This window comes from Streptomyces sp. NPDC051243, assembly GCF_044455405.1.
Lineage (GTDB): Bacteria > Actinomycetota > Actinomycetes > Streptomycetales > Streptomycetaceae > Streptomyces.
In genome coordinates this window covers 475668-492026 of record NZ_JBITES010000004.1, presented here as the reverse complement: position 1 = coordinate 492026, position 16359 = coordinate 475668, and the positions used below count along the sequence as shown (strand labels likewise).

Genomic DNA, 16359 nt, shown 5'->3' with positions numbered 1-16359 from the left:
TCAAGCTCCCTTCGCGGCCTGGAACAGCTCCGCCCGCGGATCCTCGTCCGCGGTCGCCTCGCGATACGCCTCGAGTGCGTCACGAGCCTTCCCCGTCAGGTCCTTCGGGACACTCACCTCGACGGTGACCAGCAGGTCTCCGCGGGTGCCGTCCTTGCGGACCGCGCCCTTGCCCCGCGCCCGCATGGTGCGGCCGTTGGGCGTGCCGGGCGGCAGTTTCAGGGTGACCGGCGGTCCGCCCAGGGTGGGGACCCTGACCTCGCCGCCGAGGGCCGCCTCCGTGAAGGTCACGGGGACGGTCACCGTGAGGTTGTCGTCCTTGCGGCCGAACACGGGGTGCGCGTCGACGTGCACGGTGACGTACAGGTCGCCCGACGGGCCGCCGCGTTCGCCGGGCGCCCCCTTGCCGCGCAGGCGGATGCGCTGGCCGTCCGACACCCCGGCGGGGATGCGGACCTGCATGGTCCGGGACGACTTCGCGCGGCCGCTGCCCTTGCACTCAAGGCACGGGTGCTCGGCGATCAGGCCGCGCCCCTTGCAGTCCGGGCACGGGTCGGTGAGGGAGAAGCCCCCGCCCGAACCCCGGGCCACCTGGCCGGTGCCGACGCAGGTCGGGCACACCCTGGGCGTGCCGTTCTTGTCGCCGGTGCCCGCGCAGGCCTTGCACGGTGACTGCGAGGACATCCGCAGCGGGACGGTCGCGCCCTCGATCGCCTCGGTGAAGCTGAGGGTGACCTCGGTGTCGATGTCCTGGCCGCGCCGGGGCTGGGTACGGGTGGCGCCCGTGCCGCCGCGGTTGAACAGGCCCCCGAAGACGTCACCGAGTCCGCCGCCGAAGCCGCCGGCTCCCCCCTGGCCCTGGGCGCCGCCTCCGAAGAGGTCGCCCAGGTCGAAGTTGAAGGAGCCGCCCGCGCCGCCCGGCCCAGGGCGGAAGCCGCCGTTGCCGAACAGGGCGCGTGCCTCGTCGTACTCCTTGCGCTTCTTGGGGTCACCGAGGACGTCGTTCGCCTCGGAGATCTCCTTGAAGCGCTCCTCCGCCTTGGCGTTGCCCTTGTTGGCGTCCGGGTGGTACTCGCGGGCGAGCTTCCGGTACGCCTTCTTGATCTCGGCCTCGGTGGCGTCCTTGGGGACGCCGAGGACCTTGTAGAAGTCCTTCTCGATGAAGTCCTTGGTGCTCATCCTCGACGTCCCTCCTCTCTCGTCGTCAGTTCAACGTCAGCCCTCGTCCGGGCCACCGCTCTCCTTGTCGTCGGCCGCCTCGGCAGACTCCTCCTTGACGGTCTGCGCGCCCGGCTGGGGCTCGGCCACGGCCACCCGCGCGGGGCGGATGGTGCGCTCGCCGATGCGATACCCCGGCTGGAGGATCGCGACGCAGGTCGTCTCGGTGACGTCCGGCGCGTACGAGTGCATCAGGGCCTCGTGGATCGTCGGGTCGAAGGGCTCGCCCTCCTTGCCGAACTGCTGCAGACCCATCTTCGCCGCGACGGTCTCCAGCGACTCCGCGACGGACTTGAATCCGCCGACCAGTTCGCCGTGCTCCCGCGCGCGGCCGATGTCGTCGAGCACGGGCAGGAGCTCGGTCAGGAGGTTCGCGATGGCGATCTCCTTGACCGTGATCCGGTCCCGCTCCACGCGGCGGCGGTAGTTCTGGTACTCGGCCTGGAGCCGCTGGAGGTCCGCCGTGCGCTCGCCGAGCGCGGTGCGCACCTGGTCCAGCTGGGCCACCAGACCGGCGTCCGCTGCTGATACGTCCCCGGCCGGGGCCGCCCCCTCCGTGTTCGAAGAGGGTGCGGCCTTCGGCTCGGCGTCGTCGGGGGTCGCGCCGGAGGGGACGTCGGGCTTCTCCTCGAAGCCCGGGGTCTCCTCCGTCACGCGGCACCGTCCTTGCGCTCGTCGTCCACGATCTCGGCGTCGACGACATCGTCCTCAGGGGCCTTGCCACCGGCGGTGGCGCCCTCGGGACCGCCCGCGGCCTGCGCGCCCTGGGCGTCGGCGTACATGGCCTGGCCGACCTTCTGGGAGACCGCGGCGACCTTCTCGGTGGCGGTCCGGATCTCGGCGGTGTCCTCGCCCTTGAGCGCGGTCTTCAGCTCCTCGACGGCGGCCTCGACCTCGGTCTTGACCTCGCCGGGGACCTTGTCCTCGTTGTCCTTGAGGAACTTCTCCGTCTGGTAGACGAGCTGCTCGCCCTGGTTGCGGGTCTCGGCGGCCTCGCGGCGGCGGTGGTCCTCCTCCGCGTACTGCTCGGCCTCCTGGCGCATCCGGTCGACCTCGTCCTTCGGCAGCGAGGAGCCGCCGGTGACGGTCATCTTCTGCTCCTTGCCCGTGCCCAGGTCCTTGGCGGTCACGTGCATGATGCCGTTGGCGTCGATGTCGAAGGACACCTCGATCTGCGGGACGCCACGCGGGGCCGGCGGCAGACCGGTCAGCTCGAACATGCCGAGCTTCTTGTTGTACGCCGCGATCTCGCGCTCGCCCTGGTAGACCTGGATCTGCACGGACGGCTGGTTGTCCTCGGCCGTGGTGAAGATCTCGGACCGCTTGGTCGGGATCGTGGTGTTGCGCTCGATGAGCTTGGTCATGATGCCGCCCTTGGTCTCGATGCCGAGGGACAGCGGGGTCACGTCGAGGAGCAGGACGTCCTTGACCTCACCCTTGAGGACACCGGCCTGGAGCGAGGCGCCGATGGCGACGACCTCGTCCGGGTTCACACCCTTGTTGGCCTCCTTGCCGCCGGTCAGCTCCTTGACGAGCTCGGCGACGGCGGGCATACGGGTCGAGCCACCGACGAGGACGACGTGGTCGATCTCGTTGATGGAGACGCCGGCGTCCTTCATGACATTGAAGAACGGAGTCTTGCAGCGCTCCAGCAGGTCGGCCGTCAGCTGCTGGAACTGAGCCCGGGTGAGCTTCTCGTCCAGGTGCAGCGGGCCCTCGGCGGAGGCGGTGATGTAGGGCAGGTTGATCGAGGTCTCGGTGGACGAGGACAGCTCGATCTTCGCCTTCTCGGCAGCCTCACGCAGACGCTGCAGAGCCATCTTGTCCTTGGACAGGTCCACGCCGTGACCGGACTGGAACTGCTTGACCAGGTAGTCGACGATGCGCTGGTCCCAGTCGTCACCACCGAGGTGGTTGTCACCGTTGGTGGCCTTCACCTCGACGACGCCGTCGCCGATCTCCAGCAGCGAGACGTCGAAGGTGCCGCCACCGAGGTCGAAGACGAGGATCGTCTGGTCGTCCTTGTCGAGGCCGTAGGCGAGCGCCGCCGCGGTGGGCTCGTTGACGATGCGAAGGACGTTCAGACCGGCGATCTCGCCGGCCTCCTTCGTCGCCTGGCGCTCGGAGTCGTTGAAATAGGCCGGGACGGTGATGACCGCGTCGGTCACCTTCTCGCCCAGGTAGGCCTCGGCGTCCCGCTTCAGCTTCTGGAGGATGAACGCGGAGATCTGCTGCGGGTTGAAGGGCTTCCCGTCGAGCTCGATCTTCCAGTCCGTGCCCATGTGGCGCTTCACGGAGCGGATGGTCCGGTCCACGTTGGTGACCGCCTGGCGCTTGGCCACCTCGCCGACCAGCACCTCGCCGTTCTTGGCGAAGGCGACGACGGACGGCGTGGTCCTGGCGCCCTCGGCGTTGGTGATGACGGTGGGCTCGCCGCCCTCCAGAACGCTGACGACGGAGTTAGTCGTGCCCAGGTCGATGCCGACCGCACGTGCCATGGTTGATTCCTCCAGCTGACTTGAGTGGAACGGACTCAAGTGTGCATGACGCCTGCCACCCGGTCAACAGAGCTGAGTCGACCCCACTCAACTCTTATCCGTTCCTTACACGCAACTGGGCTCTGACCTGCGTAGACGTGGCGTGCGTGGACGTTCGAAAGGGTTCCCCCACGGGAAAATAGGGTTGACGGCGAGGCCCGTAGACCTTGATCCGCAGAAGTCCGAGTACGGCGATGAGGGCGGTCGCCGCCACCCAGTACAGCCCGGAAACCGCCAGCCATCCCATGTGCACGAGAACGCCGACGAGCACCCCGGCGAAGGCGGCGACCCCGAGGAGGATCGTCACGCCCTGCGGGGTGAGGCCGAGGCGGCGCAGCCGGTGGGCGAGATGGTCGGGAGCCCCGCCGCGCAGCAGCGGCCGCCCGGCCAGCCGGCGGGACAGCGCCACCAGGAGCACGTCGGCGGTGGCGAGGGCGGTGAGCGAATAGAGGATGCCCAGGCTCGACACCGGATCCCGTCCGGCCCGGGTCATCACGGCCGACGCCGCCAGCACGAACCCGGTGAACAGGGACCCGCACGCCCCGAACCCGATCCGCGCGGGAGGCCAGTTGTGCATCAGGAACCCGGTCAGCGCGGCCGCCAGCACGCTCAGCAGCACGGCGAGCGCGTCCATCACCTCGGCCGCCGCGAGCACCCCGACCCCGAAGGCGGTGACGACCCCGACGGTCCCGGCCAGTCCGTCCGCGTGGTCGAGCGACTTGAAACCGACGGCGACGAGGACGATCAGACCGATGGCCGGCACCCCCAGCAGGAACCCCGTCTCGCCGTACGGCACCACGAAGGCCGCCGCCACCGCCGTGCCGCCCGCCAGGAACCGCGCTTTCACCCGGCGCAGGTCGGCGAGCAGCCCGAGCAGCGCGACGGCGCCCGCGGCGATCAGCAACCGCCTGATCTCGGGACCCAGCGGGGCGACCCCCGCCCACTCCCAGCCGGCCACGACCAGGCAGGTCGCGAGGACGACGGCCGTGCCACCGAGCAGCGGCAGGGGCCGCTGCCGCCGACGGTCGATGATGCCGAGGCGCAGCGCGGGCAGCCGGAACAGCGCCGAGAGGAAGGCGGCGAGGAGGAGGGCGGTGGTGGCGGCGGCGATCCCGTACAGCACGCAGCTAGGTTAGTGCCGTATAACCCCTTTTGAGACGAATAACACGATCGGATCTTAAGGCAACCCTCAGCGACTCAGATCACCCCGCACCTGGCTACAGTGCGACGGAAGATGGGGGTAGTCTCAGACGGACTGCATAAGTTACCGCTTAGTAATGTCGAGGGTTCGCGGTACGGATCCCCTCGAAGAACCCCTCGCAGGCCCGAGGAGCCCCGAAATGCAACTCGCCGCGATCATCGTGTCGCTGGTCCTGACCGTGGTCGGCGTTGCGCTGCTCGCACGCGCCATCGGTCAGTTCGTCCGGTACTTCAAACTCGGCCAGCCGGTACCGGCCGGCAGCCGGACCGACAACCCCTACGCGCGCAGTGTGACGCTGGTGCGGGAGTTCCTCGGCCACACCCGGATGAACCGGTGGGGCATCGTGGGCTTCGCCCACTGGTTCGTGGCCATCGGCTTCCTGACGCTGCCGCCGACGATCATCACCGCGTACGGCCAGCTCTTCCAGGCCGACTGGACGCTGCCGGTCATCGGCGGCTTCCTGCCGTACGAGCTGTACATCGAGTTCATCGCCGCGATGACCACCCTCGGCATCGTCACGCTGATGGTCATCCGCCTGCTGAGCCTGCCCTCGCGGGCCGGCCGCAAGTCGCGGTTCGCGGGCTCGAAGATGGGCCAGGCGTACTTCGTCGAGTACGTCATCTTCACCATCGGCCTGGCCATCTACGTCCTGCGCGGCCTAGAGGGCGCGCTGCACCACGTGGACCACTTCGAGGCGGCGTACTTCGCGTCGTACCCGCTGGTCCTGGCCTTCAAGGGCCTGAGCGTGGCGACGCTGCAGAACCTCGTCTACCTCTTCGCGATGATCAAGCTGAGCACGACCATGATCTGGATGATCACGGTCTCGCTCAACACCAACATGGGTGTGGCCTGGCACCGCTTCCTCGGCTTCCCGAACATCTGGTTCAAGCGCAACGCCACGGGTGAGACGGCTCTCGGCGCCCTCCAGCCGATGACCTCCGGCGGCAAGCCGATCGACTTCACCGACCCCGGTGACGACGACGTCTTCGGTGTCTCCCAGGTCGAGCAGTTCTCCTGGAAGGGCCTGCTGGACTTCTCCACCTGCACCGAGTGCGGCCGCTGCCAGTCGCAGTGCCCCGCCTGGAACACCGGCAAGCCGCTCTCCCCGAAGCTGCTGATCATGTCGCTGCGGGACCACGCGCACGCCAAGGCGCCGTACCTGCTGGCCGGCGGCGGCAAGACGATGGAGGGCGAGGAGAAGGCGTCCGAGGAGCAGCTCAAGGACGTCCCGGCCGCGGCTCTCGCGGAGGCCGAGCGTCCGCTGATCGGGACCGTCGAGGAGAACGGCGTCATCGACCCGGACGTGCTGTGGTCCTGCACCACCTGCGGCGCCTGCGTCGAGCAGTGCCCGGTGGACATCGAGCACATCGACCACATCGTCGACATGCGCCGCTACCAGGTGATGATCGAGTCCGCGTTCCCGTCCGAGGCGGGCACGATGCTCAAGAACCTGGAGAAGAAGGGCAACCCCTGGGGCCTGGCCAAGAAGCAGCGCCTGGAGTGGCTCAAGGAGGTCGACTTCGAGGTCCCGGTCGTCGGCAAGGACATCGAGGACCTCACCGAGGTCGAGTACCTGTACTGGGTCGGCTGCGCGGGCGCCCTGGAGGACCGCGCCAAGAAGACCACGAAGGCCTTCGCCGAGCTGCTGCACATCGCGGGCGTCAAGTTCGCGATCATGGGCGGCGACGAGAAGTGCACCGGCGACTCCGCCCGCCGCCTCGGCAACGAGCCCCTGTTCCAGGAGCTCGGCATGGAGAACGTCATGGCGCTGAACACGGCGTTCGGCGAGGAGATGGACGACGACGGCAAGGTGACGGAGGAGTCCCGCAAGCCGAAGTCGGCCAAGAAGATCGTCGCCACCTGCCCGCACTGCCTCAACACGCTCGGCAACGAGTACCCGCAGATCGGCGGCGACTACGAGGTCATCCACCACACCCAGCTGCTGCAGCACCTCGTCGACGAGGGCAAGCTGATCCCGGTGACGCCGGTCGAGGGCATCATCACCTACCACGACCCGTGCTACCTGGGCCGCCACAACAAGATCTACACGCCCCCGCGCGAGATCATCGCGGGCGTCCCGGGCCTGCGCAACGAGGAGATGCACCGCCACAAGGAGCGCGGCTTCTGCTGTGGCGCCGGTGGTGCGCGGATGTGGATGGAGGAGCGGATCGGCAAGCGCATCAACAACGAGCGCGTCGACGAGGCCCTCTCGACCAACCCCGACATCATCTCGACCGCCTGCCCGTTCTGCCTGGTCATGCTCACGGACTCCGTGAACGGCAAGAAGAACGACGGCAAGGCCAAGGAGTCCATCCAGGTCGTCGACGTCGCCCAGCTGCTGCTGGAGTCGGTCAAGACACCGGTCGACCCCGAGGACCCGGCTCAGACGGAGAGCGAGCCGGAGCCCGAGCCGGTGAAGTAGCAGCCGTTTCACGGCCGACGCCCCCTGTCCTCGTCGGGCAGGGGGCGTCGTCGTACGTGAGCACAGCCGTACGATCCACAGCTATAGGCAGGAACCGATCGGAAAGGAGCTACGGCGTGATCATTTTCGGCACCAAGGGCTACCTCTACCAGCTCGCGATACTGACGCTGGTGTGCGGCCAGTGCGGCAACCCGTCCGCACACACGCTCAGGAAGCGCGTCACGAAGTTCACGCTGTTCTTCGTGCCGCTGTTCCCGTTCTCCACGAAGTACGCGACGCAGTGCACCTTCTGCGGCGCCGAGCAGAAGGTCACCGCGGAGCAGGCGGAGCAGTTGCAGGCGCAGGCCGCCGGCGGTCAGGGCGGTCAGCAGTCCCACGGGCAGCCGCAGCAGCCCTACCGGTCCTGACCGGCCGGCCGACCCGTCAGGACTTCGACTGCTTCGAGCCGTTCACCGGGTCGGCCGCGTGCTTGGGGCCGGGCCGCGACGAGAACTGGCCGACAAGCTCGCGAAAGCAGATCAGGGCGGTGATCGGCGGAATTCCCACGACCACCATCGCGAGCAGGGAATGCGGTGACTGGCCGATGCACAGGGCCACGGCCACGCCGGAGGAGACCAGCATGACCGCCCAGGACCGCCGTGCGGTTCTGCGCTGAACGGAGGCCCGCAGGATGGACAGTCCCGCTAACAGCCAGGGCCCGTACACCGTCAGCGGCCACCATTCCGCGAGTTTCGGCGAGACGACGAGGAGCGCGATACTGCGGAGCTGATCGTACGAATACGAAATGGACCAGGTCAGCATCGTCACCGCACACACCGTGATGGCCGCGACAAGAACCGCGACGGTGATGATCCTCGGATTTCCGCCGAGGATGTGCGCGCCTGCCTGAGGCCGCCGCCGATTGACCGGGCGGCGCGGGCGGGTGTCCCTGTCCCGGTCCGGCCGAATGTCCCGGTCGAGCGGACGGGCGTCCCTGTCCAGCAGACGGGTGCCGTCGTCCAGCAGGGGCGCGACGGGATCCAGCGGCACGCCGTGCGTGGTGTTCAGCATCTGGGCCAGCTCGGCGTCCGGGTCCCACGCCTCCGACGAGATCGTCGGATCGGGAACCTGCCAGAATTGCTGCGTGTCGACCTGCTGCATGTAATGAGGGTGATCGTCTAGCGCGTCATAGTCGGTCCTCATTTCTAGAACCTTTCCCCTTCCATCGACGCCCGGAGATATTCACTCTCCATCCGACTGATGGCTCTCAGGAAGTCCTCGAGCAGATCAGAGCAGTGCGTGACGCTTTCCCCAGTGGTCTGATCAGCTGCCTGCCGCGAGCGGAACGGACCACCCTCACCTGCATGTCTCTCCTGCCAAGTCACGCCCACCTAACGAGCGCCGGACAGCCCAGGACATCTGGCATTCGGGGGAATATCCGTCAACGGTGATTATCCGTCAGCGGCGATTATCTGGAATAACAATGACAATGCATGTCCGGCGAGCTGCCGCATTCTGCAGACATCGCGGATGTATGACTAAATCTTGTCGGGTGCGGTGTGCCGCCCCCGGGCCGCGAGGGCGAGTACGGGGCCGACGGCGAGGAGGAGGGCGAGGGCGGCGTAGCCGTAGGTGAGCGTGGCGGCGGAGGCGACCGCGGCGACCAGCAGCGGGCCGCCCGCGTCGCCGAGTTCCCGGCCGAGTTCGGCGGAGCCCATCGTCCGGCCGAGCCGTTCCGCGGGGGTGGCGGCGGCCAGCGCGGCGAAGCCGAGCGGGGTGATCAGGCCGGTGCCGATGCCGATCAGGGCGGCGGCGAGCAGGACCCCGGTCAGGCCGGGCAGCATCGCGCAGGCCAGTCCCGCCGCCGCGATCAGCAGCCCGGCGGTGAGGCCGCCGCGGACGGTGAGGCGGCCCTCGTCCAACGCCCGCCCGGCCCTCGGCTGGACGACGGCCGCACAGGCCGCCAGCACCGACACCGCGGCGCCGGTCGCCACCGTGCCCAGCCCGGCGGCGGCACCGGACACCGGCAGGAAACCGACGCCGACGGAGAGGGCGGCGGTCGCGCCGGCCAGGGCCGCCGTGGGCCGCAGGAAGGCGGGGTCGGCCAGCCGCCGGGCGAGGTCGAGGACCGTCTGCCGTCGCTTGGGCAGCGGCGGTACGCGCGGGACGGCGACGGCGGCCCAGAGCGCTACGGCCGCGCCGAGCACCGTCAGGACGGTGAACAGCAGCCGCAGACCGCCGGCCCACACCAGGACGCCGCCGAGCAGCGGGCCGAGGGTGTATCCGATGGATTTGCAGAAGCCGTAACTGCCGAACGCCCGCCCGTGACGCGCGGCCGGGTTCAGCCGGGCGACCAGCGCGGACGCGGACGGCGAGAAGGCCGAGGCCGCGGCGCCCTGGCCGAGGCGGGCCGCCCACAGCCAGCCCGGGCTGTCCGCGACGACGTAGGCGGCGGACGCGGCCGCGAACGCGACAAGTCCGCCGAGCAGCACCGGCCGGGCACCGATCCGGTCGGCGAGCGCCCCGAACAGCGGCTTGAGCAGCACCTCGGCCCCGTCGTACAGGGCGAGCAGGCCGCCCAGGACGAGCAGTGAGGTGACGGCGTCCTCGGAGTACCCACCGAGGTTGGCGGCGATGCCGTGGGCCCCGAAGGCGGTGGTGAAACCGGCGGCGTACAGAGGCCACATCCGGGCGGCGGGTGCCGCCCGCTGTGCCGACGTCGCGGTCATACGGCGCCTTCCTCGTCGGGTTTCCGAAAATGTATCCGCCCGGTGCGTCCAGCAGGAAGAGGGCGCCGGTCAGGCCTCAGCGCCGGCCGCCGAACTCCCATTCATGGACCTCGACGTCGGCATACCGGTCCGCGGCCAGCACGGCCCGTGCCACGTCCGCGTCGGCGGCCCGGAGCAGCACCGCCGTACCCAGCCAGGTCGCGCCGTCGTCGGACAACAGCGGCCCGTACGCGATCAGTTCATCCCGGTCGGGCGGTACGTCGAGGTCGGCGGCCGGTCCCGCGCCGAGACCGAGGACCAGGTAGCGGTTGCCGCCGGTCCGGCCGCCGGGGAAGTCCCACATGGTGCGCCCGAGCAGATTGCGCCACCGGCGCAGCAGCACGTCCCGGTACGCGCCCGCCTGGTAGTTGGGCTCGTCGAAGGCGAACGCGCGGGCCGCCGCCGGATCCGGCAGATCGACGATGTGCACACTGCCGGTGGGCGTCTCGCCGTCGGCGGCGAAGGTCGGGCCGCGGGCGATCAGCTCCTTCGCGTACCCGTCCATGTAGGACCAGTGCGCCTCCGTCAGCTCCTCGCGCAGCGGGAGGGAGCCGGGCCGGTCGCGGTGGTAGCAGAAGAACTCCATGCCCCTCAGTGAAGCCGGGCGCGGCCCGGACCGCTAGCGTGCCGATCATGGCGGACTGGGAGATACGGCCCGCCTCGGCGTCGGACGTCGAGGCGGTGGCCGAGCTGCGCGCGGTCGTCCTGCGGGCGGATCTGGAACGGCTCGGACGGTACGACGAACGGCGGGTGCGGCAGCGGCTGCGCGACGGATTCGAGCCGGCGCACACCTGGCTGATCGAGGTGGGCGGCGCGTTCGCCGGCTGTGTGGCGCTGCGGCCGGACGGGGACGCCCACTGGCTGGAGCACTTCTACCTGGCCCCGCGGCTGCAGGGCGGCGGTATCGGTTCGGGCGTGCTGCGCGAGCTGCTGGAGCGGTGCGACCGCGCCGGCCTCCTCGTCCGGTTGAACGTGCTTCAGGGCAGCCCGGCCCGACGGCTGTACGAGCGGCACGGGTTCACCGTCGAGGCCGAGGACCGGGTGGACGTGTTCATGGTGCGTGCGCCTCGCGGCTGAGCCCCACAGTTGCTTACGGCTGTTGCTTACGGCTGTTGCTTACGGCTTGCGCGCCACGCCCCCGAAGTCGTCGACCTCCGCCGGCGCCTCGTCACCCGGCTCGCTGGGGCGCCACCGAGTGACGGACACGACGCCCGGCTCCAGCAGCTCCAGCCCCTCGAAGAACCGGGCGAGTTCCTCCGGGCTGCGGTTGATCCGCGGGTTGTCGCTCGCCTCGTTCCACTGCTCGATCATCTCCCGCATCTGCCGCGGGTTGAGCACCTCGGTGTCGTCGCAGAGCACGAGGTGGCTGCCGGAGGGCAGGGCGTCCATCAGGCGGCCGACGATGGCGTAGACGGTGTCGTCGGTGATGTGCGCGGTGATGCCCAGCAGGATCAGCGCGACCGGCTGGGTGAAGTCCAGGGTCTTGGCGGCCTGTTCGAGGATGGCCTCGGGCTCGCGCAGGTCGGCGTCGATGTAGTCGGTGGCGCCTTCGGGGGTGCTGGTGAGCAGCGCCTCGGCGTGGGCGAGGACGACCGGGTCGTGGTCGACGTAGACGATCCGGGTCTCGGGGACGAGGCGCTGGGCGACCTCGTGGGTGTTGTTCGCGGTCGGCAGCCCGGTTCCGACGTCCAGGAACTGACGGATGCCGGCCTCGCGGACGAGGTACTCGACCGTCCGCACGAGGAACGCCCGCTGGGCCAGGGCGATGTCGAGGATCGCCGGGTTGCCGGCCGCGATCTGGTCGCCGACCTGCCGGTCTATCTCGTAGCAGTCCTTGCCGCCGAGCCAGTAGTTCCAGATCCGGGCGGAATGCGGCACGTTGCTGTTGATCAGCGGGCGTTCAACTGACATGGAAGCTCCCCGAGTTGGCCGGATGTCACCGCATAACCTAGACCGTGTGTCCGGCGGTGAAGGAGGGGCTCGTGGCGGTCTGTCCGAGGTAGGGGATCCGTTCGGGACGCGTTTCACGTGGAACCACGCGGGGGCCGGGCACGATCTGCCTTGTAGGTCCATCAACGCGGGGGGTGTCGTGAACCAGGTGCTCTACAGCGAGCGGTCGAGGAATCCGCTGGCCCGGACCGTGGAGTTGACCGCGGACCGGCTGCGCAACGGCGGCAGGATCATGCCGTTGAGTGAGCTGAACCTCGGGGCCATGGCCGAGGCCTTCCAGCGCGGGTGCTGGCTGGGAGGCGGCGGGTCGGAGCGCCCGCTGCACTGGCTGGCGCAGGGGACCGGGGTCGTTCCGGTGACCCGCGTCACCGGCACCACCACTCTGGTGCGGGTGCGGCACGCGGCCGAGTTCGCCCACCGGCTGGGCGAACTGGCCGTATGGCGGTGCGGCGGGCCGGACCAGGTGGCGGCCCTGGCAGCGCTGGCCCGGGCCGAGGGCGTACCGCTGTGGATCGCCCGGCGGCTCGCGCCGGGACCCGCCGGGCCGATCGCCGTCGCGGTGGACCGGCGCCTGGTGCGTGTGGACGTCTGGGGGCCGCAGGCTCCGGTCGTAAGGATCCGGGCGCCGTACGGCTTCCGCCGGGACGCCCCCGACCCTTCCAAGGGCCTGTGGCTGACGGTCGGCGACGCCACCGCGGAGCTCGCGCTCTGGAAGAGGCTGCGCAGGTCGACGAGCTGCGTCGAGGTACGGCTCCCGGGGCAGCACTGGGTGTTGCGGCGGGAGAACGCGGTGAGCTCTCGGCTGCTGCGCAACGGATGGCCCGTCGCCCTGCTGGGGCGGCCCCCGCGCCGGCCGGTGCTCGAGCCGGGCGCGGTACTGCTGCCGCTGTCCCCGGTGCGGTACGAGAGCCCCGACCCGCTGGATGCCGTCATGGCGCAGACCTTCGCCGTCGCCTTCGCGCTCGGGGACACGACCGGCTGGGCGCGGTTCCGGTCGGAGCGGCGCCCGGTCAACGGGGGTGAGCCGTTCGCCGTCGACGACGACTGGTGGGACCGCCCCTGGTTCAGCAACCTCGGGAACAGCAGCGCCGACAACGAGCCCGGTGGCGGCGGAGACGGCTGGGGCGGGAGCGGCGGCGACAGCGGGGGAAGTGACAGCGGGGGTGGGGGCGGAGACGGCGGCGGTGGAGGTGGTGGCGGCGACTGACTGAGCCGACCTCGCGCCGGCACCGAAGCAGCCTGCCGCTGCGCCCCAAGAATGTCCCGAACTCACGTACAACCCTTACGCCCCACCAAGCGTCTCCTGATCGCCGACCGCCCGGTGAAGCCGTGGACAACTCCCGGCGAACACGGGCGGCCCGGCACCCCACCGACTGCGGTTGCCCGCCGGGCATCCCCGCATGCAGCAGGAGACCCCGCATGCACAAGCACCACCCTGTGCGCCTCGCCCTCGCGACGGCGGCCACCGCCGCGCTGACGGGCGGTCTGCTCACCTTCACGGCGGCCACGCCGGCGACGGCCGCGACGGGACAGTACGCGGCCGACTTCAACGGGGACGGCTACAAGGACGCCGTCGCCGCGGCCACCCAGGCCCGGGTCGGCGGGATGTGGTGGGCGGGTGCCGTCGGCATCGTGTACGGCTCGTCGAGCGGCGTCGGCCGTACCGCGTCCGTCAGCCAGAACACCACCGGTGTGCCCGGCACGGCCGAGGACTACGACGGCTTCGGCGAGGCCGTGGCGGTGGGCGACCTCAACAAGGACGGCTACGGCGACCTGGTGGTCGGCGCCCCGTACGAGACGGTCGGCGACGACGAGCAGGCCGGCGCCGTGGTGATCGTCTGGGGCTCGTCGACCGGTCTGAAGGGGGCGACCACCGTCAAGGACCCGGCGCCCACCAAGCACGACCGCTGGGGACAGGCCCTGGCCGTCGGCGACTTCACCGGCGACGGACGGCCCGACCTCGCGGTGGGCGCCACCGGCACCACCCAGTGGATCATCAAGGGCGGCTTCAGCAAGTCCGGCACGACGGGCACGAAGATCACCTACACGACGACCTGGACCGGCGGCGGGGGCGTGCGCCGGCTCGTGTCCGGCAAGGTCGACACCGACGCCAAGGCCGATCTGATCGTCGGCGGCCGCACCAAGCTCTCCGCCGAGAACGACCTCGACCACAATTACCTCTACTTCGGCACGACGTCGGCCCCGACCAAGCAGCGGCGCCTCCCGTACGGCACCCAGCTGGCCATCGCCGACCTGAACAAGGACGCATACGGCGACGTCGTCACCGGCTGGACCCAGACCGCGACCGGCGGCACGCTGGCGGGCAACGGCCCGGCGGTGGTGTCGTACCTCTCCTCCTCCGGCGTCACCTCCACGCTCCAGCTGCCGTGGCCCGGCATCCCGTCCGTCGGCGACATCAACGGCGACGGCCACCGGGACCTGTCGCTCGGTGACCCCGACGACTCCACCGACGCCCCGGTCAGCGGAGCCGTCCACCTGCACTACGGCACCGCCACGGGCCTGACCGCGGACGCCGTGACCCTCACCCAGAACTCGGCCGGTGTACCGGGCTCCGCCGAGATGAACGACTTCTTCGGTGAGAGCACCCTGCTCACCGACCTGAACAAGGACGGCAGGGCCGACCTTGTGACCGCCGCGAACGGCGAGAACGACTTCGACGGCCTCGTCACCGTCCTGAAGGGCTCGGCCTCGGGCATCACGACGTCCGGCGCGACGACATACGGCCCGACCGCCTTCGGCATCTCCACCGGCGACGACCCCCGACTCGGCATGATCATGGCCGGCTGACCCAAGGAGCCCAAGAGCCCCCATGCGCAGACACACCTCGGCGGTCCTGGCCGCCGCCCTCCTGACCGCGGGCCTGACCCCGCTCGCCCTGAGCACGCCGGCCTCGGCGGCGGTCGCCAAGCACTACGACGACTTCAACGGCGACGGCAACCGGGACCTGGCGTACGGCCACTACTACCAAGGCATCTCCGGCGCCGACGGCTGGCAGGGCGGCGCCGTCAACGTCGTCTACGGCAAGGCCGGCGGCCTCGACACCTCCCGCACCCAGGTGGTCCACCAGGACAGCCCGGGCGTGCCCGGCACCGGTGAAGAGGACGACATGTTCGGCGAGTCGATCAGCAGTGCCGACCTCAACAAGGACGGCTACGCGGACCTCATCGTCGGCAACCCCTTCGAGCATGTCGGCAGCGTCGAGTACCGCGGCTCGGTCACCATCGTCTGGGGCTCCCGCTCCGGCCTGTCCGGCGGCACCAACCTCACCCCGCAGGGCGGCGCCGCGGGCCACTTCGGCCGCGACCTGGCCACCGGCGACTTCAACGGCGACGGCTCACCCGACCTCGCGGTCATCGGCGGCGAGGAGGCCTGGCTGTACCGCGGCCCGTTCACCAAGTCCGGCACCACCGGCAGCGTCAGCAAGATCGACAAAGCGGGCCAGGGCTGGTACTCGTCCGGCCTCGCGGCAGGCAAGGTCAACGGCGACGGCAAGACCGACCTGGTGGTGCTCGGCACGCAGTTCATCGACAACAAGCCGACCCCTCGCATCTGGTTCCTCAAGGGCGCCTCGGGCGGCCTGACGTCGGGCGCCTCCAAGACGTACATCAGCGATCCCCGGACCGCGGCGATCGGCGACTTCAACAAGGACGGCTACGGCGACATCGCCGTCGGCCTGCCCGACAACAACGGCGGCAAGGGCATCGTCAGCGTGTGGCGCGGCACGTCCTCCGGGCCGAGCGGCTCGATGACGTACAACCAGGCCAGCTCCGGCGTCTCCGGCAGCCCCGAGGCGAACGACGACTTCGGCTACGCCGTCTCGGCCGGCGACACCGACGGCGACGGGTACGCGGACCTGGTGGTCGGGGTGCCGCACGAGGACGTGAACGGCATGGAGGACCAGGGCGGCATCCACGTGTTCCGGGGCGGCTCCGGCGGCCTCAGCGGTGCGCGGTCCTCGTGGATCCCGCAGACGGTCATGGGCGCGGCCGACTCGCACGTGTCCTTCGGCAACGACCTCCGCCTGCGTGACGTGACGGGCGACGGCAAGGCCGACCTGGGCGTCGGCGCGGCGGAGGTCGGCGTGCTGCTGCGCGGCACGAGCAGTGTGCTGACCGAACTGCCGGAGATGGGCGGGCCGTTCAGCGACTGAGGTGACGTATGAAATCGGCGAGTCCGGTGGCGGTGGTGGTGATCATCGTGCCGGGCTCGGCCCCAGAGGCGGCCACGGCAAGTACGTACGGTGCGAAATCGGGCACCAAGCCC

At 70.1% G+C, this 16359-nt stretch carries 14 protein-coding genes; 6 read left to right on the top strand and 8 right to left on the bottom strand.

Annotation, left to right across the window (positions count from 1 at the left end):
• From dnaJ to ACIBAG_RS12830, 4 genes are all read right to left on the bottom strand, one after another.
• Nucleotides 1–1179: a molecular chaperone DnaJ gene (gene dnaJ, locus ACIBAG_RS12845; RefSeq protein WP_399104128.1), complete on the bottom strand. Its 1179-nt coding sequence runs from the start codon at nucleotides 1177–1179 to the stop codon at nucleotides 1–3.
• 36 nt (nucleotides 1180–1215) lie between these two features.
• The gene (grpE, locus tag ACIBAG_RS12840) at nucleotides 1216–1872 is read right to left on the bottom strand and encodes a nucleotide exchange factor GrpE (RefSeq protein ID WP_399104126.1); all 657 of its coding nucleotides are present in this window, start codon (nucleotides 1870–1872) and stop codon (nucleotides 1216–1218) included.
• The gene (gene dnaK / locus ACIBAG_RS12835) at nucleotides 1869–3716 is read right to left on the bottom strand and encodes a molecular chaperone DnaK (protein WP_399104124.1); all 1848 of its coding nucleotides are present in this window, start codon (nucleotides 3714–3716) and stop codon (nucleotides 1869–1871) included. Before dnaK ends, grpE begins: the two co-directional genes overlap by 4 nt.
• A gap of 94 nt (nucleotides 3717–3810) precedes the next feature.
• On the bottom strand, nucleotides 3811–4878 hold the full coding sequence (locus ACIBAG_RS12830) for an MraY family glycosyltransferase (protein ID WP_399104122.1): 1068 nt from the start codon (nucleotides 4876–4878) through the stop codon (nucleotides 3811–3813).
• Nucleotides 4879–5095: 217 nt separating this feature from the next.
• Here ACIBAG_RS12830 and ACIBAG_RS12825 point away from each other — a divergent pair, with 217 nt between their 5' ends.
• Nucleotides 5096–7378: a (Fe-S)-binding protein gene (locus tag ACIBAG_RS12825; RefSeq protein WP_399104120.1), complete on the top strand. Its 2283-nt coding sequence runs from the start codon at nucleotides 5096–5098 to the stop codon at nucleotides 7376–7378.
• Between the two features lie 116 nt (nucleotides 7379–7494).
• Complete coding sequence (locus tag ACIBAG_RS12820) at nucleotides 7495–7785, top strand: zinc-ribbon domain-containing protein (RefSeq protein WP_399104118.1); 291 nt, start codon at nucleotides 7495–7497, stop codon at nucleotides 7783–7785.
• Between the two features lie 16 nt (nucleotides 7786–7801).
• Here ACIBAG_RS12820 and ACIBAG_RS12815 read toward each other — a convergent pair whose 3' ends face one another.
• From ACIBAG_RS12815 to ACIBAG_RS12805, 3 genes are all read right to left on the bottom strand, one after another.
• Nucleotides 7802–8518 (bottom strand): DUF2637 domain-containing protein, encoded by a 717-nt coding sequence (locus tag ACIBAG_RS12815; protein ID WP_399104116.1) that lies wholly within the window; start codon nucleotides 8516–8518, stop codon nucleotides 7802–7804.
• Nucleotides 8519–8895: 377 nt separating this feature from the next.
• Complete coding sequence (locus ACIBAG_RS12810; protein WP_399104114.1) at nucleotides 8896–10086, bottom strand: MFS transporter; 1191 nt, start codon at nucleotides 10084–10086, stop codon at nucleotides 8896–8898.
• Nucleotides 10087–10162: 76 nt separating this feature from the next.
• Nucleotides 10163–10711, bottom strand: coding sequence for a YciI family protein (locus ACIBAG_RS12805; RefSeq protein WP_399104112.1), 549 nt, complete (start codon nucleotides 10709–10711; stop codon nucleotides 10163–10165).
• Nucleotides 10712–10758: 47 nt separating this feature from the next.
• Here ACIBAG_RS12805 and ACIBAG_RS12800 point away from each other — a divergent pair, with 47 nt between their 5' ends.
• Complete coding sequence (locus ACIBAG_RS12800; RefSeq protein WP_399104110.1) at nucleotides 10759–11202, top strand: GNAT family N-acetyltransferase; 444 nt, start codon at nucleotides 10759–10761, stop codon at nucleotides 11200–11202.
• 39 nt (nucleotides 11203–11241) lie between these two features.
• On the opposite strand, the gene ACIBAG_RS12795 is transcribed toward ACIBAG_RS12800, so the two are convergent.
• Nucleotides 11242–12036 (bottom strand): SAM-dependent methyltransferase, encoded by a 795-nt coding sequence (locus ACIBAG_RS12795; protein ID WP_399104108.1) that lies wholly within the window; start codon nucleotides 12034–12036, stop codon nucleotides 11242–11244.
• 178 nt (nucleotides 12037–12214) lie between these two features.
• Here ACIBAG_RS12795 and ACIBAG_RS12790 point away from each other — a divergent pair, with 178 nt between their 5' ends.
• From ACIBAG_RS12790 to ACIBAG_RS12780, 3 genes are all read left to right on the top strand, one after another.
• Nucleotides 12215–13282 carry a hypothetical protein gene (locus tag ACIBAG_RS12790; protein ID WP_399104106.1) on the top strand — a complete coding sequence of 356 codons (1068 nt, stop codon included), beginning with the start codon at nucleotides 12215–12217 and terminating at the stop codon, nucleotides 13280–13282.
• Nucleotides 13283–13494: 212 nt separating this feature from the next.
• Nucleotides 13495–14883 (top strand): FG-GAP repeat protein, encoded by a 1389-nt coding sequence (locus tag ACIBAG_RS12785; RefSeq protein ID WP_399104105.1) that lies wholly within the window; start codon nucleotides 13495–13497, stop codon nucleotides 14881–14883.
• A gap of 22 nt (nucleotides 14884–14905) precedes the next feature.
• Complete coding sequence (locus tag ACIBAG_RS12780) at nucleotides 14906–16246, top strand: FG-GAP and VCBS repeat-containing protein (protein ID WP_399104103.1); 1341 nt, start codon at nucleotides 14906–14908, stop codon at nucleotides 16244–16246.
• Nucleotides 16247–16359 lie beyond the last annotated feature (113 nt).